At 61.7% G+C, this 23,424-nt stretch carries 24 protein-coding genes; 18 read left to right on the top strand and 6 right to left on the bottom strand.

All coding sequences use genetic code 11. The features are described from left to right. Positions 1 to 91: 91 nt before the first annotated feature. Entirely contained in the window at positions 92 to 2,641 is a 2,550-nt protein-coding gene (locus ACSQ3I_RS08640; protein ID WP_435997924.1) for an ABC transporter permease, read from the bottom strand. Then, entirely contained in the window at positions 2,638 to 3,348 is a 711-nt protein-coding gene (locus tag ACSQ3I_RS08635; RefSeq protein WP_435997922.1) for an ABC transporter ATP-binding protein, read from the bottom strand. The genes ACSQ3I_RS08640 and ACSQ3I_RS08635 overlap by 4 nt, the downstream gene beginning before the upstream one ends. Positions 3,349 to 3,435: 87 nt before the next feature. Between ACSQ3I_RS08635 and ACSQ3I_RS08630 the strand changes: the two genes are divergently transcribed. The 10 genes from ACSQ3I_RS08630 (at position 3,436) to ACSQ3I_RS08585 (ending at position 11,327) form a co-directional block, all read left to right on the top strand. Further along, complete coding sequence (locus ACSQ3I_RS08630) at positions 3,436 to 4,089, top strand: arylesterase (protein ID WP_435997920.1); 654 nt, start codon at positions 3,436 to 3,438, stop codon at positions 4,087 to 4,089. Positions 4,090 to 4,154: 65 nt separating this feature from the next. Beyond that, on the top strand, positions 4,155 to 4,745 hold the full coding sequence (thpR, locus tag ACSQ3I_RS08625) for an RNA 2',3'-cyclic phosphodiesterase (RefSeq protein ID WP_435997919.1): 591 nt from the start codon (positions 4,155 to 4,157) through the stop codon (positions 4,743 to 4,745). 56 nt (positions 4,746 to 4,801) lie between these two features. Continuing rightward, positions 4,802 to 5,107: a 4a-hydroxytetrahydrobiopterin dehydratase gene (locus ACSQ3I_RS08620; protein ID WP_435997917.1), complete on the top strand. Its 306-nt coding sequence runs from the start codon at positions 4,802 to 4,804 to the stop codon at positions 5,105 to 5,107. Between the two features lie 52 nt (positions 5,108 to 5,159). Next, positions 5,160 to 5,540, top strand: coding sequence for a YkvA family protein (locus ACSQ3I_RS08615; RefSeq protein WP_435997915.1), 381 nt, complete (start codon positions 5,160 to 5,162; stop codon positions 5,538 to 5,540). A gap of 303 nt (positions 5,541 to 5,843) precedes the next feature. Then, positions 5,844 to 6,347: an invasion associated locus B family protein gene (locus tag ACSQ3I_RS08610; protein WP_435997913.1), complete on the top strand. Its 504-nt coding sequence runs from the start codon at positions 5,844 to 5,846 to the stop codon at positions 6,345 to 6,347. Between the two features lie 232 nt (positions 6,348 to 6,579). Continuing rightward, a complete protein-coding gene (gene rlmN / locus ACSQ3I_RS08605; protein WP_435997912.1) occupies positions 6,580 to 7,821 on the top strand; it encodes a 23S rRNA (adenine(2503)-C(2))-methyltransferase RlmN in 1,242 nt (413 codons plus the stop codon). A gap of 93 nt (positions 7,822 to 7,914) precedes the next feature. Then, positions 7,915 to 8,868: an ABC transporter substrate-binding protein gene (locus tag ACSQ3I_RS08600; RefSeq protein ID WP_435997910.1), complete on the top strand. Its 954-nt coding sequence runs from the start codon at positions 7,915 to 7,917 to the stop codon at positions 8,866 to 8,868. 117 nt (positions 8,869 to 8,985) lie between these two features. After that, complete coding sequence (locus tag ACSQ3I_RS08595) at positions 8,986 to 9,864, top strand: ABC transporter permease (protein ID WP_435997908.1); 879 nt, start codon at positions 8,986 to 8,988, stop codon at positions 9,862 to 9,864. Next, complete coding sequence (locus ACSQ3I_RS08590) at positions 9,861 to 10,655, top strand: ABC transporter ATP-binding protein (protein WP_435997906.1); 795 nt, start codon at positions 9,861 to 9,863, stop codon at positions 10,653 to 10,655. The genes ACSQ3I_RS08595 and ACSQ3I_RS08590 overlap by 4 nt, the downstream gene beginning before the upstream one ends. Positions 10,656 to 10,715: 60 nt before the next feature. Further along, on the top strand, positions 10,716 to 11,327 hold the full coding sequence (locus ACSQ3I_RS08585) for a DUF1287 domain-containing protein (RefSeq protein ID WP_435997904.1): 612 nt from the start codon (positions 10,716 to 10,718) through the stop codon (positions 11,325 to 11,327). Positions 11,328 to 11,333: 6 nt separating this feature from the next. Here ACSQ3I_RS08585 and ACSQ3I_RS08580 read toward each other — a convergent pair whose 3' ends face one another. Both ACSQ3I_RS08580 and ACSQ3I_RS08575 read right to left on the bottom strand, forming a co-directional pair. Continuing rightward, the gene (locus ACSQ3I_RS08580; protein ID WP_435997902.1) at positions 11,334 to 11,975 is read right to left on the bottom strand and encodes a LysE family translocator; all 642 of its coding nucleotides are present in this window, start codon (positions 11,973 to 11,975) and stop codon (positions 11,334 to 11,336) included. Between the two features lie 65 nt (positions 11,976 to 12,040). Next, on the bottom strand, positions 12,041 to 12,904 hold the full coding sequence (locus ACSQ3I_RS08575) for an SDR family NAD(P)-dependent oxidoreductase (protein WP_435997900.1): 864 nt from the start codon (positions 12,902 to 12,904) through the stop codon (positions 12,041 to 12,043). An 83-nt stretch (positions 12,905 to 12,987) separates the two neighbouring features. On the opposite strand from ACSQ3I_RS08575, the gene ACSQ3I_RS08570 reads away from it, so the two are divergent. From ACSQ3I_RS08570 to ACSQ3I_RS08560, 3 genes are all read left to right on the top strand, one after another. Then, on the top strand, positions 12,988 to 13,233 hold the full coding sequence (locus ACSQ3I_RS08570; protein WP_435997898.1) for a type II toxin-antitoxin system ParD family antitoxin: 246 nt from the start codon (positions 12,988 to 12,990) through the stop codon (positions 13,231 to 13,233). Further along, on the top strand, positions 13,230 to 13,520 hold the full coding sequence (locus ACSQ3I_RS08565; protein WP_435997896.1) for a type II toxin-antitoxin system RelE/ParE family toxin: 291 nt from the start codon (positions 13,230 to 13,232) through the stop codon (positions 13,518 to 13,520). Before ACSQ3I_RS08570 ends, ACSQ3I_RS08565 begins: the two co-directional genes overlap by 4 nt. A gap of 119 nt (positions 13,521 to 13,639) precedes the next feature. Continuing rightward, on the top strand, positions 13,640 to 14,863 hold the full coding sequence (locus ACSQ3I_RS08560) for an argininosuccinate synthase (RefSeq protein WP_435997894.1): 1,224 nt from the start codon (positions 13,640 to 13,642) through the stop codon (positions 14,861 to 14,863). A gap of 123 nt (positions 14,864 to 14,986) precedes the next feature. Here ACSQ3I_RS08560 and ACSQ3I_RS08555 read toward each other — a convergent pair whose 3' ends face one another. Further along, positions 14,987 to 15,433, bottom strand: a complete 447-nt coding sequence (locus tag ACSQ3I_RS08555) for a MarR family winged helix-turn-helix transcriptional regulator (RefSeq protein WP_435997893.1) — start codon at positions 15,431 to 15,433, stop codon at positions 14,987 to 14,989. A 122-nt stretch (positions 15,434 to 15,555) separates the two neighbouring features. On the opposite strand from ACSQ3I_RS08555, the gene ACSQ3I_RS08550 reads away from it, so the two are divergent. Next, positions 15,556 to 16,197 (top strand): LysE family translocator, encoded by a 642-nt coding sequence (locus ACSQ3I_RS08550; RefSeq protein WP_435997891.1) that lies wholly within the window; start codon positions 15,556 to 15,558, stop codon positions 16,195 to 16,197. 97 nt (positions 16,198 to 16,294) lie between these two features. Here the strand turns inward: ACSQ3I_RS08550 and ACSQ3I_RS08545 are convergent, their stop codons facing one another. Beyond that, complete coding sequence (locus ACSQ3I_RS08545; RefSeq protein WP_435997889.1) at positions 16,295 to 16,567, bottom strand: hypothetical protein; 273 nt, start codon at positions 16,565 to 16,567, stop codon at positions 16,295 to 16,297. 369 nt (positions 16,568 to 16,936) lie between these two features. On the opposite strand from ACSQ3I_RS08545, the gene ACSQ3I_RS08540 reads away from it, so the two are divergent. The 4 genes from ACSQ3I_RS08540 to ACSQ3I_RS08525 all read left to right on the top strand — a co-directional run bounded on the left by ACSQ3I_RS08540 (position 16,937) and on the right by ACSQ3I_RS08525 (position 23,395). Further along, entirely contained in the window at positions 16,937 to 19,039 is a 2,103-nt protein-coding gene (locus ACSQ3I_RS08540; protein ID WP_435997888.1) for a M3 family metallopeptidase, read from the top strand. Between the two features lie 134 nt (positions 19,040 to 19,173). Next, positions 19,174 to 20,751 carry an alkaline phosphatase D family protein gene (locus ACSQ3I_RS08535; protein ID WP_435997886.1) on the top strand — a complete coding sequence of 526 codons (1,578 nt, stop codon included), beginning with the start codon at positions 19,174 to 19,176 and terminating at the stop codon, positions 20,749 to 20,751. 122 nt (positions 20,752 to 20,873) lie between these two features. After that, the gene (typA, locus tag ACSQ3I_RS08530) at positions 20,874 to 22,694 is read left to right on the top strand and encodes a translational GTPase TypA (RefSeq protein ID WP_435997884.1); all 1,821 of its coding nucleotides are present in this window, start codon (positions 20,874 to 20,876) and stop codon (positions 22,692 to 22,694) included. Positions 22,695 to 22,888: 194 nt separating this feature from the next. Continuing rightward, positions 22,889 to 23,395 carry an N-acetyltransferase family protein gene (locus ACSQ3I_RS08525; protein ID WP_435997882.1) on the top strand — a complete coding sequence of 169 codons (507 nt, stop codon included), beginning with the start codon at positions 22,889 to 22,891 and terminating at the stop codon, positions 23,393 to 23,395. The last annotated feature ends 29 nt before the right edge of the window (positions 23,396 to 23,424 follow it).

Below are 23,424 nucleotides of genomic sequence, written 5' to 3'. Positions count from 1 at the left end.
TGTTGCTTACAAGACCCAGCCTGCCGGAAATGCCGGCAGGCTGGGTGAGGGGTGCGGATTTACGGTAGTTGGTTAACGCGCGGGTGTCCGCTCACAATTCACGCAGCACAGGTGCTGCCTTCTGCCCCAGCACGCGCCAGGTGCCGGCCAGGCCGATGCCGACGGTCATCACCAGCGCGATGACCAGAGTCGTCACGGCAACGTCGGCGAGGAAGGCGGAGGGCAGTTTCATGATCCGGCTCACCACGTACCAGGCGGAGACGCCGCCGGCAAACAGCGCGAACACCGCCGTCGCCAGGCCGAGAATCATGTATTCGTAGGAGAAGGCGCGGATCAGCATGGCGCGGGTGGCGCCGAGCGTTTTCAGGATCACCGCGTCGTGGGTGCGCGCCCGGTTGCCGGCGGCGAGCGCGCCGGCGAGCACCAGCACTGAGGCAACCAGCGCCACGGCGGCAGCGGCGCGGATGGCGGTTGCCAACTGCCCGACCAGCTTGTCGACGATCTCCAGCGCATCCTTGACGCGGACGCTGGTGATCGTCGGATAGGCGTTGGTCACGGCTTTCAGGATGGCGGCTTCCTGCGCCGGCGTTGCCGTCGCATCCGTCAGCGTCGCCAGCCAGGCATGCGGCGCGCCCTTGAAGGTGTTGGGCGAGAAGACCATGACGAAATTGATCGACAGCGATTCCCATTCCACCTGGCGCAGGTTGGCGATGCGGGCGGTGAGGCTGCGGCCGAGCACGTTGACGGTGACGGTGTCGCCGATCTTCAAGCCGAGTTCGCCCGCCTCCTCGGCGGAGAAGGAGACCAGCGGTTCGCCGGCATAGTCCGGTGCCCACCATTCGCCGGCGGTCAGCTTGGCGTTCTCGGGCAGGGCTTCGGAATAGGTGATGCCGCGGTCGCCGCGCAGCACCCAGCGGCCGTTCGGCGGCACGTCCATCTTGGTGACGTCCTGGCCGTTGAAGGCGAGGATGCGGCCGCGCAGCATCGGCACTTCGGTGACCTTGCCTTCCGGCGCTTGCTGGCTGACGATCTGGCGGAAACCCTCGACCTCGCTGCCCTGGATGTCGACGAAAAAGAAGTTCGGCGCCCGTTCCGGCAGGTTGCCGGTGAGTTCGCGTCGCAGGTTGCCGTCGATCAGCGTCAGCGTCACGAGCAGGGCAAGCCCCAGCCCGAGCGATAGCACGACCGAGGATGTCAGCGCGCCGGGGCGGTGGATGTTGCCGATCGCCAGCCTGAGCGCCGGCGAGTTGACGCGTGGGCTGCGTCGGGCAATCGCCGCCACCACCCCGGCGACGAGCCGCAACAGCACGAAACCGAAGGCGACGGCGGCGAGGAAGACGGCGGCGACGAAGCGATCGAAGGCGGTCAGGATCACCAGCGCCGCAAGGGCTGCGAGAATGACGCCCGTCGCCAGCAGGTAGGGCCAGGAGGGCAGGCGGGTCGGCTCGAAGCCCTGTTCGCGGAACAGCGCGGTTGCCGGCACTTCGCGTGCATGGCCGAGCGGCAGGATGGCGAAGGCGAGCGTCGTCAGCAGGCCAAACAGGGCTGCGAGCGCCAGCGGGCCGGGATAGATGGCGGGGGCTGCCGAAATCGGCAGGAAGTTGGCCAGGAACGGTGCCACAGCCATCGGCGCCAGTGCGCCGACGACGAGGCCGATGCCGATACCGGCCAGCGCGATCAGCAGAATCTGGAACAGGTAGATCGCCACCACCACGAAGGCCGGTGCGCCCAGGCACTTGAAGGTGGCGATGGTGGTGCGTTTGGAATCGAGGAAGGCGCGCACGGCATTGGCGACGCCGACGCCGCCGACGATCAGCGCGGTCAAGCCGACCAGCGTCAGGAACTGCGAGAACCGGGTGACGTTGTCGCTCAGCGCCGGCGCGGCGCGGTCGCTGGCGCGGATCGACCAGCCGGCATCGGGGAATTTTTGCGCGGCGTCCTGCTGGATGCCGGCAGCCGGCGGCGAGCCGGCCTTGAGACGGACCTTGTAGACGTGTTCGACCAGGCTGCCGGTCTGCATCAGGCCGGAGGCGACGAGCGCCTCATGGCTGACGATCAGGCGCGGCGCGAAGCCGAAACCTTCCGAGATGGCGTCGGGTTCGCTCTTGACGGTGGCGGCTATCGTCAGCCGCGCATTGCCGAGCAGGATCTCGTCGCCGGCCTTCAGGCCGAGCCGGTCGAGCAGCAGCGGAGCGGCGACGGCGCCATAGCGACCGTCCTGCTGTTGCGCCAGAAGCGGCCAAAGGGCGCTGCCCTCGTTGGTCTCGAAAGTGCCGTAGAGCGGATAGATGTCGTCGACGGCTTTCACCTCGACCAGTGCCTGGTCAGCACCGCCGGGCAGGCGGGCCATGGAGCGCAGGCCAGCCGAGATCGCCACGTCGCCGAAGCTCTGGACGTAAGCGAGTTCCTGCGGCGTTGCTTCACGGTTGTTGAGTTCGAAACGCACGTCGGCGGCCAGCAACGTGCGGCCTTCGGAGGCGATCGAATCGGTGATCGATCTCGAAACGGAATTCACCGCCGCAATCGCCGCCGTTCCGAGCGCGATGCAGGCGAGAAAGATGTAAAAGCCCGAAAGGCCGCCGCGCAATTCGCGCAGGGCCAGGCGGAAAGCGAGGGAGAGGCGGGAGCGCAGCGAACTCATGCGAAGGCCGCTTGTTCGGCCGGCTGGTTGCGGCTGTCGCCGGCGATCTCGCCGGAGCGGACGCGGATCTGCCGCGAGCAGCGGGCGGCCAGCGATACGTCGTGGGTGACGAGCACCAAGGTCATGCCGCGTTCCTGCTGCTTGGAAAACAGCAGGTCGGCGATCTGCCGGCCGGTTTCCGTGTCGAGGTTGCCGGTCGGCTCGTCGGCGATCAGCACCGCCGGCGATGGCGCCAGCGCCCGGGCGATGGCGACGCGCTGTTGCTCGCCGCCGGAGAGCTGGCCGGGATAGTGGCTCAAGCGTTCGCCGAGGCCGACCGATTGCAACTCTTGCCGGGCAATATCGAACGGATTGCGCACATTCGCCAGTTCTAGCGGCACGGCGACGTTTTCCAGCGCCGTCATGTTGGCGATCAGGTGGAAGGACTGGAAGACGATGCCGATGTTGCGGCCGCGGAAATCGGCCAGCGCATCCTCACCGAGCGTGTGCAGCGGCGTGTTGCGGATGTGGATTTCGCCCTTGTCCAGCCGTTCCAGGCCGGCAAGCACCATCAGCAGCGTCGATTTGCCGGAGCCTGAAGGGCCGACGATGCCGACAGCCTCGCCTTCATCGATGCTGAGATCTATGCTCTTGAGCACATGGACCGAAGCGGCGTCGCGGCCCAGGGTCAAATCGGCTTTCTTCAGCTCGATGATGGTTTTTGTCAAAAGAAACGTTTCCTATATGGGTGATGGGAAGAATGCAGAACGCACGCGCGGGCCGGCCATGGTCTCCGCCAATTTAGGAAAAGGGTCATGAGATTTAAAGCCGGGCGCATTCACTTCATCGTCATCATGCTGGCCATGGTTTTTGCCGTTGGCGTCACGCCGGCCGCGGCCCGCACGCTCCAGCTTGTCGGCTTCGGCGACAGCCTGATGGCCGGTTACCAGTTGCCGCCCAACGATGCCTATCCCGCCCGGCTTGAGGCCGCCCTGAAGGCGCAAGGCGTCGATATCGTCATCACCAATGCCGGCGTTTCCGGCGACACCACCTCCGCGGGCCTGGCGCGCGTCGACTGGTCGGTGCCGGATGGAACCGATGGCGTCATCCTCGAACTCGGCGCCAACGATGCGCTGCGCGGCATCCCGCCGGAAGAAACGGAAAAGAATCTCGATGCGATCATTAGCCGGCTCAAGGAGCGCGGCATCGCCGTGCTGCTCGCCGGCATGCTGGCACCGCCGAACATGGGCGGCGACTATGCGGCGAAGTTCGATCCGATCTACACACGGCTGGCGGAGAAACATGGCGTACCGCTCTACCCGCTGTTCATCGATGGTGTCGTGACCCAAGCCAAACTGCAGCTGGAAGACGGCATGCATCCCAATGCCGATGGCGTCGGCGTCATGGTCGAACGCTCGTTGCCGGTCGTTAAGGCTTTCGTGGATATGATTTCTTCCGGAACAAAATAGGGGTTGCGCCGATTTTCATTGCGTGATTCGCTGTGAGCATCTGCACAAGATTCGGGGAGCTCGCCATGCCGAGACTGTTTACCGCCCTCGAAATTCCGCGCAATGCGGCCATGAGCCTTTCCCTTTTGCGTGGAGGCCTGCCCGGAGCGCGCTGGATCGATGTGGAGAATTACCACATCACCTTGCGCTTCATCGGCGACGTGGATGGACGCACTGCAGACGAGGTTGTCGATCGGCTTGATCGCATCGACCGGCCGGAATTCCAGCTCGGTATCAATGGTATCGGCTCGTTCGGCGGTAAGAAACCGCATTCGGTGTGGGCCGGTGTTTCGCCGGCTCCCGAAATGTTTGCGCTGCAGGCGGAAATCGAGCGGATCTGCCAGCGCATCGGCCTGCCGCCGGATCCGCGCAAGTTTACCCCGCATGTGACGCTGGCGCGGCTGAAGTCGTCGCGTGTCGATGACGTCGTGCATTACCTCGCCGGCCGCGGCGATTTCCACACCGTTCCCTTCACCGTCTGCCGCTTCGTTCTCCTGTCGTCGCGCGACTCGGTGGGCGGCGGGCCTTACCTCACCGAAGAGGTTTTCCAGTTGCGTGAGGCGCCTGTCGCTTCCAGCCCGGTCGGCCAACGCGTCGTCGAGAAGAGTTTCATCTAGGCGGTTTCGAACGCGCTCCGTTTGCCGTAACCTGCCTGCCTGTCGAGGAGGATGCGATGAAGCAGGAGAAGCTGACGCCGGAGGCCATTGCCGAAAAGCTTGAAACCGTGACCGGCTGGACACTGCGCGAAGACGGCGGGGCGATCACCCGCAGCTTCAAGTTCCGCAATTTCGCCGAAGCTTTCGGTTTCATGAGCGAGATGGCGCTGGCCGCGGAAAAGCTCGATCACCATCCCGAATGGTTCAACGTCTATGCGCGTGTCGATGTCACGCTGAACACGCATTCCGTGAAGGGGCTGAGCGAACTCGATTTCAAGCTGGCTTTGCTCATGGACAAGGCGGCCGCCCGCCGCGCCGATTGAATTTTCGGGCACTGCCCCCCATATTGGGTGCGCAGACTCTGGAGGCGCGAGCGTGACGACGGACGACATCAAATTTGGTGAAATTCTCCTGCCCGGCGACGAGAAGACGCAGGAAAGGCGTGAAAAGACGGTCAGGGCAAAATTCTGGCCGAAATTTCGGCGCGCCGTGCGCCATGTGCCCTTCGGCCGCGACGTTGTGGCGAGTTTTTATTGTGCCATCGATCCGCAGACGCCGACGCGGGTGCGCGGCGTCCTGCTTGCGGCGCTGGGCTATTTCATCATGCCTGCGGACCTGGTGCCGGACATTCTGGCCGTTGTCGGGTTTTCCGACGATATCGCGGTGCTGAGCACGGCGCTGGCGATGATCCGCGGCCATATCCATGAGCGGCACTACCAGTCCGCCGACCGGGCGCTCGCCGACCAGTCGGAGTGACGAAACGCTCAACTCGTCGTGATAGGCAGGCGGAGGGTGTCCCATCCGACAAACTCTTGCCTGATTCTTTGTGTCATAAATCCCACGGGATGCGTGTCTTTCGGGTCAAACTCAGCCGATAAGTCTTAAAATCGACCAAAAACGGCCGGTCATCGACCCGGAGCGGCACATTTCCAACGGCTTTCTCTTCCTTGTTGACGGTTTGGTAACCTGAATTAAGTCAAAACGAATGAGATCATGAGCACGTTTAGCCTGGCCGCTTCGTCGGCCGGCGATTGATGGCAAGAAAACCGGCAGGAAAACATGTTCGTAAGAAGTTTCACAACCGCACTTATCCTGATTTTGGCCAGCGCTGGCATTGCCTCTGCTCAATCTCCGACCCGGATCCAGCAGTTCAAGGCGTGGGGCGCCTATTCCTACAAATCAGGCAACAGCAATGTCTGTTACGTTCTGTCCGTACCGACCACGAAGGAGCCGGCGAACGTCGATCACGGCGATATCTTCTTCATCGTGTCGCAGCGCCCGGGACAGAACATCTCCTATGAGCCGCAGGCCATGATGGGCTACGTCATGAAGGAGAATTCCAAGGTCAACGTCATCATCGACAACAAGACCTTCGTCATGTTCGTCAAGGAGCGTGCGGCCTGGGTCGAGAACGCTGCCGAAGAGCCGGCCCTCGTCATGGCGATGAAGACCGGCAAGACGATGACGGTCAAGGCGACCTCCCGCAAGGGCACAGGCACCAGCTACGCCTATTCCCTGCAGGGCATCTCGGCGGCGCTGAAGCAGATCGAAAGCTGCAAGTAAGCTTTTCGCCTGAAAGTCCTGAGGTAGAGGCTGGTCTTTGACCGGCCTTTACTGTTTTTGCAGCCGGTGGGTGACGCGGTCGCAAATTAATGCTAAAGCGCAGCCAACCTGGGCGAACGCCTCACGGCCGGCATACGGCCCGTCCGCCCCATTTTCTTTTCATTCAGCCTGTGCTTGCCGGATAAACGTCTCGGCGGGGTGCAGCTATTGAGACCCTGGGATTGTGTTTATCATGGATGCCACTGAAACGACGATCGTCCGCCCGCCGGTGAAAGCGCCGCTGCCGCTCCGGCCCGCCGATTTCGCCGTCAAACCGTCGCTGATCGGCTTGACGCGCGAGGACATGGCCGAGGCACTGAGGGAAAAGGGCATTCCGGAAAAGCAGGTGCGCATGCGCGTCAGCCAGATCTGGCACTGGCTGTATATCCGCGGCGTGTCCGATTTCGACGCGATGGCCAACATCGCCAAGGACATGCGCGAAATGCTGAAAACGCATTTCACCATCGCTCGCCCGGAGATCGTCGAAGAGCAGGTTTCCAACGACGGTACCCGCAAGTGGCTGTTGCGCTTCCCACCGCGCGGCGCTGGCCGGCCGGTGGAGGTCGAAACCGTCTATATTCCGGAAGAGGGCCGCGGCACGCTGTGCATCTCCAGCCAGGTCGGCTGTTCGCTGACCTGTTCCTTCTGCCACACCGGCACGCAGAAGCTGGTGCGCAACCTGACGGCGGAAGAAATCCTCTCGCAGCTGTTACTTGCCCGCGACCGGCTCGGCGATTTCCCGGACCGCGACACGCCGCAGGGTGCCATCATTCCGGCCGAAGGCCGCAAGATCACCAACATCGTCATGATGGGCATGGGCGAGCCGCTCTACAATTTCGAGCCGGTGAAGACGGCGCTGCTGATCGCCTCTGATGGCGACGGCCTGTCGCTCTCCAAGCGCCGCATCACGCTGTCGACCTCCGGCGTCGTGCCGGAAATCTACCGCACCGGCGAAGAGATCGGCGTTATGCTGGCGATCTCGCTGCATGCGGTGCGTGACGATCTGCGCGACATGCTGGTGCCGATCAACAAGAAATATCCGCTGAAGGACCTGATCGAGGCCTGCCGCGCCTATCCCGGCCTGTCGAACGCCCGCCGCATCACCTTCGAATATGTGATGCTGAAGGATGTCAACGACAGCCTGGAGGATGCCAAGGGCCTGATCCAGCTGCTCAAGGGCATTCCGGCGAAGATCAACCTTATCCCGTTCAACCCCTGGCCGGGCACCAACTACCAGTGTTCCGACTGGGCGACGATCGAGAAATTCGCCGATTTCATCAATGCCGCCGGTTACGCCTCGCCGATCCGCACGCCGCGTGGCCGCGACATCCTCGCCGCCTGTGGTCAGCTGAAGTCTGAATCCGAACGCATGCGCAAGACCGAGCGTCTGGCTTTCGAGGCGATGATGATTGCCAACCATGGCGAGGACGACTGATCAACAAGTTTGATCGGTCAAGAACCGCCGAGCGATTGATTTTTAGGCACGTCCTCCCTAAAACGCGCCTAAAATTTACTCTCGGAGGACATTATGCGTTCAACTCTGCTCGCTTTTGCTGCCAGCCTGGCACTCACCCTGCCGGCCAGCGCCGAAAACGTCACCGTTGCCGTGACGGCAATCGTTGAACATCCGGCGCTTGACGCCGCCCGCGACGGCGTCAAGGAAGCGCTGGAAGCGGCTGGCTACAAGGAAGGTGAAAACCTGACCTTCGTTTACCAGTCGGCCCAGGGCAACCCGGCCACCGCCGCCCAGATCGCTCGCCAGTTCGCCGGCGACGGCCCCGATGTCATCGTTCCGATCTCGACGCCGTCGGCGCAGGCCGTCGTTTCCTCCACCCGTGACATTCCTGTCGTCTTCACCGCCGTTTCCGATCCGCTCGGCGCGCAGCTGGTCAAGGACATGGACAAGCCGGGCGGCAATGTCACCGGCCTTTCGGACATGTCGCCGGTTGCCGAGCACGTGGCGCTGATCAAGGAAATCCTGCCGAACGCCAAGTCGATCGGCTACCTCTACAATTCCGGCGAAGCCAACTCGGTGTCGCTGCTCGCCGTCCTGAAGGTCGAGGCCGAAAAAGCCGGCCTGACGGTCGTTGAATCCGCCGCCACCAAGTCGGCTGAAGTCCAGGGTGCTGCCCGCGCGCTGGTCGGCCGTGCCGATGCCATCTACATCCCGACCGACAACACGATCATCTCTGCGCTCGAAGGTGCAGTTGCCGTTGCCGAGGAAGCCAAGCTGCCGCTGTTCACCGCCGATACGGATTCGGTTTCGCGCGGCTCGATCGCCGCTCTCGGCTTCAACTACCGCGATGTTGGCAAGCAGACCGGCGAAGTCGTCGTGCGCATCCTCAAGGGTGAAAACCCCGGCGATATCGCCGTGAAGGTTGCAGCCGGCAGCGATCTGGTCATCAACAAGACCGCCGCTTCCAAGATGGGCGTTACCCTGCCGGAAAGCGTCGTCAAGCGCGCCACGCGCACCATCGAATAAGGCGCCCCGCGCCATCCTGACTGTCACGACCGGCCGCCCTCATGACAATGAGGGCGGTTCGTCTATTATAACGAGGTGTCCCGCCGGAGGGCGGGCCAGAGAAAAGGGCCGAAAACCGTGAGTGTGATCGCTTTTTGGGGAGCCGTGGAGCTGGGGCTGGTTTACGCCTTCGTTGCCCTCGGCGTCTATCTTGCCTTCCGGGTGCTCGATTTTCCCGATCTGACGGTCGATGGGTCCTTCCCGCTCGGCGCTGCCGTGACGGCGGTGCTGATCATCGCCGGCGTCAATGCCTGGGTGGCCGCGGCGGTTGCCATGGTGGCAGGTGCGGCCGCGGGCATGGTCACGGCGCTGCTCAATGTCCGGTTCCGCATTCTCAACCTGCTCGCCTCGATCCTCACCATGATCGCGCTGTTTTCGGTCAACCTGCGTGTCATGGGCAAGCCGAACGTGGCGCTGATTAATGCCGATACGATGATCAGCCCGTTCTTCGGCCTGGGCTTGCGTGATTTTTACGTGCGGCCGCTGTTCGTCGGCATCCTCGTCGTTGTCGCGCTGATCGTCGTCTGGCGCTTTCTCGAAAGCGATGCCGGCCTGGCGATGCGTGCGACCGGCGCCAATGCGCGCATGGCGCGGGCACAGGGTGTGTCCACCAGCCGGCAGATCTATCTCGGCATGGCGATCTCCAATGCGCTGGTGGCGCTTGGCGGCGCATTGTTTGCCCAGACCAACGGGTTTGCGGACGTCACATCCGGTGTCGGCACCATCGTCGTCGGATTGGCGGCGGTCATCATCGGCGAGACGCTGCTCGGCGCCCGCGCCATCCTTCTGGCGTTGATCGGCTGCGTGCTCGGCTCGATCCTCTATCGCATCGCCATCCAGTTCGCTCTGTCGAGCGATGTGCTCGGGCTGCAGGCCTCCGACCTCAATTTCGTTACGGCGTTGCTGGTAACGATCGCCCTTATTCTCCCCCGCCTGCGCCGTGGAGGTGCCGCATGATCGCGCTCAAGGATATCAAGGTCGTCTTCGGCAAGGGTACGCCGCTGCAGAAGCAGGCGTTGAACGGCGTCAGCCTGACCATCGAGCAGGGTTCCTTTGTCACCGTCATCGGTTCGAACGGCGCCGGCAAGTCGACACTGCTCGGCGTGCTCGCTGGCGATGTGCTGGCGAGCGAAGGCCAGGTGCTGATCGGCTCGACGGATGTGACCAAAGTGGCAACCGCCAGCCGCGCCGGCCTCGTTGCCCGCGTTTTCCAGGATCCGCTGACCGGCAGCTGCGGTGCCCTGTCGATCGAGGAAAACCTGGCGCTGGCCGCCCGCCGCGGCGAGAAGCGCGGCCTGAGCGCTGCGCTTGGCACGAAGCGTCGCGAGCATTTTCGCGAACGGATTGCCGAACTCAATCTCGGTCTCGAAAACCGCATGCGCGACCGCATGGACCTGCTCTCCGGCGGCCAGCGGCAGGCCGTGTCGCTGGTGATGGCGACGCTGGCCGGTTCGGAGGTGCTGTTGCTCGACGAACATACGGCGGCGCTCGATCCGGGCATGGCCGAGTTCATCATGAAGCTGACGCAAAAAATCGTTTCCGAACGCAAGCTGACGACGCTGATGGTGACGCATTCGATGCGCCAGGCGCTCGATTTCGGCCACCGCACGGTGATGCTGCATGGCGGAGAGATCGTGCTTGATGTCGCCGGCGACAACCGCAAGAACCTGCAGGTCGAAGACCTGATCGACATGTTCCGCAAGATGCGCGGCGAGACGCTCGACGACGACGCCTTGCTGATCGGCTGATACGCCAACAAACCGCCCGAATCAGCCGGCAGCTTTCTGTTGCCGGATCTTTGGGGGGCCATGCTGTATCGCCGTTCGCTGCTTTTGGGTGGCCTGTCTTCGGGCCTTGCCGTTTGCCTGCCGCTGCTCGCTCGTGCCGCATCGGATGGCGAGGCGGCGCGCAAGCTCGTCACCGCCGCCCGCGCCCAGGTGGGCGTTACGCTGACCTACGATCCATCCTATTCCCGGCTTGCCTATCCCGGCGGCGATGTCCCGCGGGAGCGGGGCGTGTGCACCGACGTTATCGTCCGCGCTTACCGCGACGGTCTCGGCATCGATCTGCAGGTGCTGGTTCATGAGGATATGCGACAGGCCTTTTCAGCCTATCCGCCTTTGTGGGGCCTGAAAAAGACCGACCGCAACATCGATCACCGCCGGGTTCCCAACCTGCAAACCTTCTTCAAGCGGGCTGGCGCTTCCTTGGCCGTCAGCGATTCGGCATCGGACTATCTGCCGGGCGACATCGTCTCGCAGATGCTGCCCGGAAACCTGCCGCATATCGGCATCGTTGCGGACGAGCGGTCTGCCGATGCGTCCCGGCCGCTCGTCGTCCACAATATTGGGGCGGGCGCGCGGCTGGAGGACGTGTTGTTTGCCTATCCGATCACTGGGCACTATCGCTACGGTGTATAGCCGCGCTCACTTCGCCTGCGTGAAGAAGATTTTTGCGGCAAAGATCGAGAAGACGCCGGCAAAGGTGTAATCCAATCCGCGCAGCACCCGGCGGTTTTTCTGCAGCCAGCCGGCCAGCCAGTCGGCGGCGAGGATCACCGCCGTGTTCACCGGCATGCCGATCAGGATGAAGAAGAAGCCGAGGAACAGCAGCTTGTGCGTGACGGCCGGATCGCCGGCGGAGACGAACTGCGGCAAGAAGGTCATGAAGAAGATGATGACCTTGGGGTTCAAGAGGTTGACCCAGAAGCCGCTGGAAATGTTGGCGAGCGGCGTGCCGCGCACATCGTCCATTTTCTTCACCGTCAGCGTCGAGCCGTAGCGCAGCGCCTGGATCGCCAGCCAGAGAAGATAGGCTGCACCCCCGGTCTTGAGGATGAGGAAGGCGGTCGGCGAGGCGGTGATGAGCGCCGAAATGCCGAAGGCGACCAACATGGTATGGACGACAATGCCGAGGCTCGTGCCGACCACCACATACAGCGCGGCATTCTTGCCCTGCGCCAGCGCACGGCTGATCGACAGGGTCATGTCTGGCCCGGGCGTGGCGGCAAGCAGCAGGCTTGCGGCACTGAAGGCGAGAAGTGTAGGCAGGCTCGGAATGAAATCCACGGCAAACTCCCGGAAAAGCCGGATCTGGAGGATGTTTCCCTATCCGGCTTTCCGAAAAATGCCAATCAATCTTTGTTGCGGGTAAGGAACGCCTTGAAATTCTCCGAAAAATCGATGTGCCAGCGCGACAGCGGCGGGCGGTTCTCGACGATATCGCCGGCGGCCCAGAGGATGCGGCGCTCGTCGGTCGCGCGGTCGACATCGTTGTCGGGGCACAGGATGTAGAAGTCGCCGCGCTCGATGCTCTTCATCATGAAACCGATCGTTTCGTCCGACGTCCAGGCGCCAGAGGGTTTTTCGGTGCGGCCGTTGGCGGTCAGTCCGGTGAAGACGAAACCGGGGATCAGCAGATGCGCGGAGACATTGCAGTTCTCGGTGTTGCGCAACTCGTGCTGCAGGGCTTCGGTGAAGACTTTGACGCCGGCTTTCGAGACGTTGTAGGCCGGGTCGCCGGGCGGCGTGGTGATGCCCTGCTTCGAGCCGGTGTTGATGATGATGGCGGGGTCCTTGTGGGCGATCATGCCGGGACCGAAGGTGCGCGTGCCGTTGACCACGCCCATCAGGTTGACGGCCAGCACATTGTCCCAGGCGACCTGCGGGCCGAAGATCGACGAACCCGGCTGGATGCCGGCATTGTTCATCAGCACGTGGACGCGGCCGAAACGCTGGATGACGGCGCGCTCCAGGGCTTCGAGTGAATCGAGCTGGGATACGTCCGTTTCGATGGCTGCGACGTGTTCCACGCCGCCTTCGGCAAGCGCTACAGTCTCTTCGCAGGCCTGTGCCAGCTTGTCACCGCCGAGATCGGCGAGCACGACGCTCATGCCACGCCGGGCAAATTCCTTGGCGGCGGCAAGTCCGATGCCGGAGGCTGCGCCGGTGACGACGGCCACGTTCGATTTGGCAAAAGCAGAGTGGGTATCGGCCATGTCTTTGCTCCTTTCGCGGATCATTGTTGGCAGCGGCAGATATGGTATGCTCGCCGGATAAGTCAAACATACAGGGTGTGGTTGTGGGCAAAGTGACATCCGTTGCCATCGATGACGAGATGGGCGCCTTCATCGTCGAACAGATCGATCAGGGCCGGTTCCGCTCGGCAGAAGACGTGGTGGATGCGGCGCTGCAACTGCTGCGCCGGGAAGCGGAGATCGAGGCGATCCGGGCTGCGATCATCGAGGGAGAGGAATCGGGGGAGCCGGTTGAGTTCGATTTCGATGCCTTCGTAGAGAAGAAGCGAGCATCGCGCAGAAGCCAATGAGGAGATTGGTTTTCTCTCCAAAGTCATTGGCTGACATTGACCGCATATTTGACTATACGGAGGAAAAGTGGGGTTCCGAGCAGGCGGAAACTTACATTTTCGAGTTACGTGACTGTTGCAGCCATCTGGTGGAGCGTCGGCAGCGGGGAAGAGTGATCGGCGGTGTGCGCCCGGGATATTTGTCGCTGACCTGTGGATCCCATTTCATCATCTACCGCGAAACCAGCAACAGCGTCCGCATCATCCGTATCCTTCATCGCCGCATGAACATTGCGGCGCATCTCTGAAGAAGTGAAGCGGCCGGCCGTGCGCGGTTTTCCTTGCTTACGGCGACAATCTCGATAAAAGTGCCGGCCATTCGCAAGGCGGCGCATGTTGCCGCCGGTTATCAGACGGACCCTTCACCATGGCATCATACAAAGACGTAAAGAAAGTCGTCCTCGCCTATTCCGGCGGCCTCGACACCTCGATCATCCTGAAATGGCTGCAGACGGAACTTGGCGCTGAAGTTGTCACCTTCACCGCCGATCTCGGCCAGGGTGAAGAGCTGGAACCGGCACGCAAGAAGGCCGAGATGCTCGGCATCAAGGAAATCTACATCGAGGATGTGCGCGAAGAGTTCGTCCGCGATTTCGTTTTCCCGATGTTCCGCGCCAATGCCGTCTATGAAGGCGTCTACCTGCTCGGCACGTCGATCGCCCGTCCGCTGATCTCCAAGCACCTCATCGACATCGCCCGCAAGACCGGCGCCGACGCTATTGCCCATGGCGCGACTGGCAAGGGCAACGACCAGGTGCGTTTCGAGCTTTCGGCCTATGCGCTGAACCCGGATATCAAGATCATCGCGCCGTGGCGCGACTGGTCGTTCAAGAGCCGCACGGACCTGCTCGAATTCGCCGAAAAGCACCAGATCCCGGTCGCCAAGGACAAGAAGGGCGAAGCCCCCTTCTCCGTCGATGCCAACCTTCTGCACTCTTCTTCGGAAGGCAAGGTTCTCGAAGACCCGGCGGTGGAAGCCCCCGAATACGTGCATATGCGCACGATTTCGCCGGAAGCGGCACCCGACAAAGCCACCGTCATCAAGGTCGGTTTCGAGCGTGGTGACGCCGTCTCGATCAACGGCGTGCGCATGACGCCGGCGACGCTGCTGGCCGCCCTCAACAATTACGGCCGCGACAACGGCATCGGCCGTCTCGACCTCGTGGAAAACCGCTTCGTCGGTATGAAGTCGCGCGGCGTTTACGAAACGCCCGGCGGCACCATCCTGCTTGCGGCACACCGGGCCATCGAGTCGATCACGCTCGACCGCGGTGCGGCGCACCTCAAGGACGATCTGATGCCGCGTTACGCGGAACTGATCTACTACGGCTTCTGGTTCTCGCCGGAGCGCCAGATGCTGCAGGCCGCCATCGACCTGTCGCAGAAGGATGTTGAGGGTGAAGTGACCCTGAAGCTCTACAAGGGCAACGTCATGGTCACCGGCCGCGAAAGCGCCAAGTCGCTCTACTCCGACAAGCTGGTCACCTTCGAGGACGACCAGGGCGCCTACGACCAGAAGGATGCGGCCGGTTTCATCAAGCTGAACGCGTTGCGCCTGCGCACGCTCGCCAAGCGTAACCTGGGCGAATAAGCCGGGGCATCACCATCAGGACAACAAAAAATCCGCGGGGTTGCCCCCGCGGATTTTTATTTGGATGTTTGTCTTCGTGCCGTTTCGGCAATGTTGCCGTGACCAAGAGAATGCGAAAATGCCTTATCGCGCCATCTTTTGAAGGTTGATGCGAAACGTTCCGAGCGCTTCCTGCATGAGAAGCTTGGTTTCCTCGGTGATGCCTCGGGTTGCGTCGGCCAACAGCGATTGCAGCTCCATATTGATGGAATCGATCATGGAATCCGACCGTTCCGTCAGCACGATTTTCTTGGCGCGACGATCCGCGGGGTCCTGCTGCCGTTCGATGAGGCCGGATGCCTGCAACTTGTCGAGGAAGGTACAGACGGTCATCGGTTCGACGCCCATGCGTGCGGCCAGGTCGAGCTGGCGGCTGCCGTTTTCCATGGCGACATGCAGCAGAGTGCGCGCTTCACCCGGCGTCAGGTTGAGGCCGGCATCGGTAATGCGTCTTTCGAACATCATGCGCATCAATCGCGCACTGTCGGTAATGAGAAAACCCAGGGAGTCTGAACTAAGCTTTTTTGGCATCTATATCGTTTCGCCGCGACATGCGGCCGGTTGCGGATTTTGGTCGAATGGTTGTGCCGCAGTGTGGAGCACTTGACGAAAGTTTCAAGCCCCTTACTCTGCGCATAGCAAGGGAAATTTTCATGTCACAGACTTTATTAACGGGCGCCTTTTTGGCAGCCCTCTTTTATGTGCTGATCCCCGGTCCGGCATTTCTTGCCCTGCTCGGCATCGGCGCCGGCCAGGGGCGCCGCGCGGGGGCGTTGTTCATGATGGGGCATCTCATCGGCGACCTCTTGTGGTCGTCGCTGGCGCTTGTCGCCATCGTCGGCGCCCGCACCGTGGGCACCACGGTATTCGATATTCTCGGCGTCCTCTGCGGGCTTTACCTCGCCTGGATCGGCTGGTCGGCTTTGACCGCCAAGCCGCGCGCGCCGGGAGAGGCCCTGATGGCGGTGGAGCGCCCGCTGCGGCGCGGCCTCATTTTTGGGGTTACCAATCCGAAAGGTTATCCTGTCGCGTTGGCGACCTTTACCGCGTTGCTGGCCGGTTCTGCCGATGCGCTGGAACTGGAAACGCTGCCAATGCTGCTCGGCGTATCGCTCATCGGCTTTCTGGTTGCCGATGCCATCCTGATCGGCATCATCGGCGCACGCATCGTCCGCCAGTTCTACCGGGCGCATGAACGGGTGATCGTCCGCCTGTCGGGCCTGCTGTTCATGGGATTTGCCGTGCAGGCTCTCTGGCATGCGGCGCCCGGCCTGTTGGGATGGCGGAAACCCTGAGCGCTCCACCGGGAGCGGTTCCAGCAAAAATGCGCAGCGGTTGCGCAAAAAACAGGAGAGAGGGTGTTTTCGCGTTTCAGAGAAAGGCGGAAATGCTCTATCGACCGTCGCCGATAAAACTCATGATCGAGCGCAACACCTCGACGGAAGAGCCGCTGCCGACGGAAACGGCGATGTCCAGCTGACTTTCGTAATAATCGCGAAAATTGAACGGCGTGTTGTCGCCGACATCCGAGAGGTCGACGATCCGTCCGTTGACGTCGATGGTCTGCATCGGCAGGCCTTCGGAAATCGTAGCGAATGTCTCCTGGTCGATGAGGCCATCCTCCAGGCCAACGCGCGCGACCTCGCGCAGATCCCGCGGCGTCATCGACGAAAAATCGAGATTCGACGCGTTTTGCTCCGATGTTTGCGCTGCGTTGAAAACGGGATTTGCAGTTTCGATTTCAATGCCGGGCGTTTTGGTATTCTTACTGGTGCTGTTTCGGAATGTACTATTGTAGTAAGAACGTAAGGAATAAATCTCCATGGCAAAAAATCCTTCGCGCCGGATATGCCTGCAAATTTACCGTTTATTGCGCTGCAGCGTCAATCGTTAACAAATCGTTAATTTTTGTATATGATTTCTTGTCTACTATTTTTGGGATCCTGCGCGGCTCGGTGTTGTTTCGGGCGGTAGGAAATCGGTTTCGCATCGCCTATATAGGCGGCATCATCTTGCAGGCCGAAGGAATGACCGATGCCGTCTCATGCCGATCTCAATGCTTCCCTCAACCCCGCGCTTGTCGAATGGAACGGCCTGCATGGCTTGCCGCGATTCGATGCCGTCAGCGACACTGATTTCGCGCCGGCGTTCGATGCGGCGCTGGCCAGGCACGAGGCTGAGATCGATGCGATCGCCGGCAATCCGGAAGCGGCGAGTTTCGCCAATACCATCGTTGCGCTCGAAATCGCCGGCGACGATCTTTCCCGCGTCTCGTCGCTGTTCTGGAACCGCGCCGGCGCCCACACCAATGAGGTGATCCAGGCGCTGGAGCGTGAGATCGCGCCAAAAATGTCGCGGCATTATTCGAAGATCGGCATGAATGCCGCATTGTTTGCCCGCATCGATGCGTTGTGGGAAGGCCGATCCGACCTTGGCCTGACGCCGGAAGAGGAGCGGGTGCTGGAGCGTCACTGGAAGGGCTTCGTCAAGTCCGGTGCCAAGCTTCCCAAGGCCGAACAGGAGCGACTGGCGGCGATCAACGAAGAACTGGCCGGTCTTGGCGCCAGGTTCGGCCAGAACGTGCTGGGTGACGAAAAAGGCTGGTTCCTGATGCTGAACGGCGAAGCGGAACTGGCAGGCCTGCCGGAATTCGTGCGTGATGCCATGGCAGCGGCCGCCGCCGAACGCGGCGAACCGGGCAAATATGCCGTGACCTTGTCGCGCTCGATCATCGAGCCGTTCCTGACCTTTTCGGAGCGTCGCGACTTGCGCGAGCAGGCATTCAGGGCCTGGACGGCGCGTGGCGCCAACGGCGGCGATACGGACAATCGCGCGACTGTCGAAAGGACGCTGGCATTGCGGGCCGAAAAGGCAAAATTGCTGGGATACGAAAATTTTGCCGCGCTGAAGCTCGACAACACGATGGCCAAGACCCCGGATGCGGTCAACGGCCTGCTGCGCAAGGTCTGGGTCCGGGCGGTGGCGCGGGCGCGCGAGGAAGAAACGGAACTGGCGGCGGTGATCGCCGGCGAAGGCAAGAACCACGAGGTCAAGCCGTGGGACTGGCGCCATTATGCCGAAAAACTGCGGGCCGAACGGTTCAATTTCTCGGAAGCGGAACTGAAGCCCTATCTGCAGCTCGAAAAGATCATCGAGGCCTGCTTCGACGTGGCACAGCGGCTGTTCGGCATCCGCGCGGTCGAGAAGAAGGGTGTTCCCGCCTATCATCCCGATGCCCGTGTCTTCGAGATCCGCGATTCCGCGGACAGGCTGGTCGCCTTGTTCCTCGGCGATTATTTCGCACGGTCTTCGAAGCGGTCGGGCGCCTGGATGAGTTCCTTCCAGTCGCAGCACAAGCTGCCGCTCAAGAACGGCGCTGTCGGCGAACTGCCGATCATTTACAATGTCTGCAACTTCGCCAAGCCGGCGGAAGGCAAGCCGGCGCTGCTGTCGCTGGATGAAGCCCGCACGCTGTTCCACGAGTTCGGCCACGCATTGCATGGCATGCTATCCAACGTCACCTATCCCAGCATTTCCGGCACCGGCGTCTCGCGCGATTTCGTCGAGTTGCCGTCGCAGCTTTACGAACATTGGCTGACGGTGCCTGATATCCTCAAGACATATGCGGTGCATTTCGAAACCGGCGAACCGATGCCGCAATCCTTGCTGGACAAGGTGCTGGCGGCGCGGACATTCAATGCCGGCTTCAACACCGTCGAGTTTACCTCTTCGGCGCTGGTCGACATGGCGTTCCATACCCGTCCGGCCGGCGGCGATCCGATGGCGGTGCAGGCAGAGGTGCTGGCTGAGATCGGCATGCCCGATGCGATCGTCATGCGCCACGCGACGCCGCACTTCCAGCACGTGTTCGCCGGCGATGGGTATTCGGCCGGCTATTATTCCTACATGTGGTCGGAAGTTCTGGATGCAGATGCGTTTGCCGCCTTCGAAGAGACCGGCGACGCCTTCGATCCGGCCATGGCGCAGCGTCTGAAGGACAATATCTATTCGGTCGGCGGTTCGATCGATCCGGAAGAGACCTATAAAGCCTTCCGCGGCAAGCTGCCGAGCCCGGATGTGATGCTGAAGAAGAAAGGGCTTGCAACCTTCGAGGAGCTTTCCGGCGCCGATGCGTAACGGGGCGCGTAACAAAATTGTAGCGAAAGCTTATAAAAACCGTCACCCGACGGTTAAGTGGCTGACACAAGCGGCGGCCAAGGCTCTCCGCACGGACGGATGATTCGTCCGTGTGACATCGGAGAGCCAGAATCATGTCAGCCATCTCCCTGACCCGCCGCCGTTTTCTCTCCTCCATGAGCGCGGTCGGCGGTTTTGCGGTCGCCAGCCTGGCGATGCCTTATGTGGCGCGTGGCACCGCAAGCCGGCCCGTCTTTACCTCGGGCGTCCAATCAGGCGATGTCGATGCGACATCCGGCATGATCTGGACGCGGGTGGACCGCCCGTCGCGCATCACCATCGAATATTCGACGACCGAGCGGTTTTCCAATGCCACGCGGCTTTCGCCGATCGATGTCGGGCCGGAGACGGACTTCACCTTGAAGACGCTTTTGGCCGACCTGCCGCCGGACCAGGATATCTTCTACCGTTTCGTCGCCGCCGACCTGCAGGAAATCAACGCCGTTTCCAATGCGGTGCGCGGTCAGTTCCGCACCGCTCCGACCACGCGACGCGATGTGCGTTTTGTCTGGTCGGGCGATACGGCGGGGCAGGGCTGGGGCATCGACGACGAGGGCATGCGCACCTACAGCACGATTGCCGCTCATCGCCCCGATTTCATGATCCACTCCGGCGACACCATTTATGCCGATAATCCGATGCCGGATGAAATCCGGTTGCGCGATGGATCTGTTTGGAAGAACCGCATCGTCACCGATGAAAAACGCGAAGTGGCGCGTACGCTCGACGAATTCCGTGGCCAGTGGAAATACAATCTGCTCGACGAGCATGTGCGCGACCTGCATGCGCATTGCCCGGTCTTTCATCAGTGGGACGACCACGAGGTGCTGAACAACTGGTCGCCGTCTTCCGACCTTCGCGACGATGCGCGTTATGCGGGACTGACGATCGGCGCGGTGGCTGGCCGCTCGTCCCGCGCCTTTCACGAGATGACGCCGATCCGCTATGTTGCGGAAGAGCCGGGGCGCATCTTCCGCAAGGTTTCTTATGGCCCGCTGCTGGATGTGTTTTTTGTCGACCTGCGCTCCTATCGCGGCCCGAATACCCACGGCCTCGATCCGGTGCTGTCGGACACGTCGCGCATCCTCGGCGAAAAGCAGGTGGCGTGGCTGAAGCGGGAACTCGCCCGCTCGGATGCCACCTGGAAGGTGATTTCCTGCGACATGCCGCTCAGCTTGGTCATCTGGGACGACTACGGCAAGAAACAGGGATCGGAAGCCGTCGCCAACGGCGACAACGGCGCGCCGCTCGGCCGCGAACTGGAATTTGCTGATCTGCTGCGCTTCATCCGCGATGCCGGCATCGCCAACATCATCTGGCTGACGGCGGACGTGCACTACACCGCCGCCCATCACTACGATCCGGCGCGCGCCGCCTTCAAAGAATTCCTGCCGTTCTGGGAGTTCGTGTCCGGCCCCCTGCATTCGGGCACCTACGGGGCGCAGCAACTGGACATGACCTTTGGTCCGGAGGTGCGTTTCATCAAGGCGGCGCCCGGTGGCATCGAGCAAAACCTGCCGCCTTCGGCCGGTCTGCAATTTTTCGGCATCGTCGATATCGACGGCCAGACGGAGCAACTGACCGTGCGTCTGATGGACCGCAACGACACCGAACTCTGGAGAATAAACCTCGATCCGGCCGTGACGAGTTAACCCTTGCTTTGCTCCTCTGTGCCTTCCCCCCCTTTCGCAAACGCAAAAAACAGGCTATGAGCGCGCCAAATGTAATTGGCGCTTCATTCCCTTTTCGCGCCCAAGCCTCAGAGATTAACAATATGGCACTTCGCAACATCGCGATCATCGCGCACGTTGACCATGGGAAAACGACCCTCGTCGACGAACTCCTGAAGCAGTCCGGCTCTTTCCGTGAGAACCAGCGCGTCGCTGAACGCGTGATGGACTCGAACGATATCGAAAAGGAACGCGGCATCACCATCCTCGCCAAGGCGACCTCGGTCGAGTGGAAGGGGCATCGTATCAACATCGTCGATACGCCCGGTCACGCCGATTTCGGCGGCGAGGTTGAGCGCATCCTGTCGATGGTGGACGGCGCGATCGTTCTTGTCGACTCGTCGGAAGGCCCCATGCCGCAGACGAAATTTGTTGTCGGCAAGGCGCTGAAAGTCGGTTTGAAGCCGATTGTCGCGATCAACAAGATCGACCGTCCGGATGGCCGCCACGAGGAAGTTTTGAACGAGGTGTTCGACCTGTTCGCCAATCTCGACGCCACCGACGAACAGCTCGATTTCCCGGTCCTCTACGGTTCGGGCCGCAACGGTTGGATGAACGTCAATCCGGAAGGCCCGACCGATCAGGGCATGGCGCCGCTGCTCGACCTCGTGCTGAAGCACGTACCGGAGCCGACGGTTGCAGAAGGCCCGTTCCGCATGATCGGCACGATCCTGGAAGCCAGCCCCTTTCTCGGCCGAATCATCACCGGCCGCATCCATTCGGGCTCGATCAAGCCGAACCAGACCGTCAAGGTTATCGGCCAGGACGGCCATCTGATCGAAAACGGCCGCATCTCGAAGATCCTTGCCTTCCGCGGCATCGAGCGCACGGCGATCGAAGAAGCCCATGCCGGTGACATTGTCGCTATCGCGGGCCTCACCAAGGGCACCGTTGCAGACACGTTCTGCGACCCCTCGATTTCCGAAGCGCTGAAGGCACAGCCGATCGATCCGCCGACCGTTACCATGTCTTTCATCGTCAACGACAGCCCGCTTGCCGGCACCGAAGGCGACAAGGTGACGAGCCGCGTCATCCGCGACCGTCTGTTCAAGGAAGCCGAAGGCAACGTCGCGCTGAAGATCGAGGAGTCGGGCGAGAAGGATTCGTTCTTCGTCTCCGGCCGCGGCGAACTGCAGCTCGCAGTGCTGATCGAGACCATGCGTCGCGAAGGCTTCGAACTTGCCGTGTCGCGTCCCCGCGTCGTCATGCACAAGGATGAGGCGACCGGCGAGACGCTGGAGCCGATCGAAGAAGTCGTCATCGACGTTGACGAGGAGCATTCCGGCGTCGTCGTGCAGAAGATGTCCGAACGCAAGGCCGAGATGGTCGAACTGCGCCCGTCCGGCGGCAATCGCGTCCGCCTGCGCTTCTTTGCCCCGACCCGCGGCCTCATCGGTTACCAGTCGGAACTTTTGACCGACACGCGCGGCACCGCCGTGATGAACCGCCTGTTCCACGACTACCAGCCCTACAAGGGTGAGATCGGCGGCCGGGTCAACGGTGTGCTGCTCTCCAACGAATCGGGCGAAGCCGTTGCTTACGCGCTGTTCAACCTGGAAGACCGCGGCCCGATGGTCATCGATGCCGGCGAGAAGGTCTATGCCGGCATGATCGTCGGTATTCACACGCGCGACAACGACCTCGAAGTCAACGTGCTGAAGGGCAAGAAGCTCACCAACATCCGCGCCGCCGGCAAGGATGAAGCAGTGCGCCTGACGCCGCCGATCAAGATGACACTGGAGCGCGCGCTCTCCTGGATCCAGGACGACGAGCTGGTGGAAGTGACGCCGAAGTCGATCCGCCTGCGCAAGCTCTACCTCGATCCGAATGAGCGCAAGCGCTTCGAAAAGCAGCGCTACGCCTGAGATTGATTGCAGACGATTGATGGACCCCGGCTTCGGCCGGGGTTTTTATTGTGCGCTATGATCATTCTCCCCTTGTCGAATTCCTTAAAAGCGCGTTAAATTTTAGATATGTCCACGGGAAAAGCCTGTGGGAAGAGCTCCATCGGCAATGATTGCCGGTGGCGGTTTGGCTATGGCAGGACCAAAGTAGCGTTATGAAGACGTTGTCGATAGAGATTCGGACGGCTGAGCCGCAGGATGCCCGGGCGATTGCCGATGCGCATCGCCAGGCCTGGCAGCACACCTATAGCGGCATCATTCCGCATCGCCCGCTGAACGACATGCTTGAACGTCGCGGCGAAAGCTGGTGGCGCAAGGCGACACGTGGTCCGGCGACCTTGCTGGTCGTCGATGTCGCGGGAACAATAGCGGGCTATGCGACCCTCGGTCTCAACCGTGCCCGCTCCTTGCCGCAGGAAGGTGAGATCTACGAAATCTATATGCGCCCGGAATACCAGGGGATTGGCCTCGGTTACAGGCTGTTCGGCGAGGCACGCCGGCTGTTGAAGACGCTCGGCTGCAACGGCACGGTCGTCTGGTGCCTCGAAGAAAGCGAACATGCCGACCGGTTTTTCCGCTCCAACGGCGGCATGGATATTGCCGAGGGCATGGAAGCCTTTGGCGAAACCTCGCTGAAGAAGATCGGCTTCGCCTGGAACTGACCATTCGCGCTGGGCGCTTGTGACTTCAT

It is taken from the genome of Rhizobium sp. LjRoot30 (genome assembly GCF_964253915.1).
Lineage (GTDB): Bacteria > Pseudomonadota > Alphaproteobacteria > Rhizobiales > Rhizobiaceae > Metarhizobium.
The sequence above is the reverse complement of the archived record's forward strand: the minus strand, read 5'-3'. Positions and strand labels throughout refer to the sequence as shown.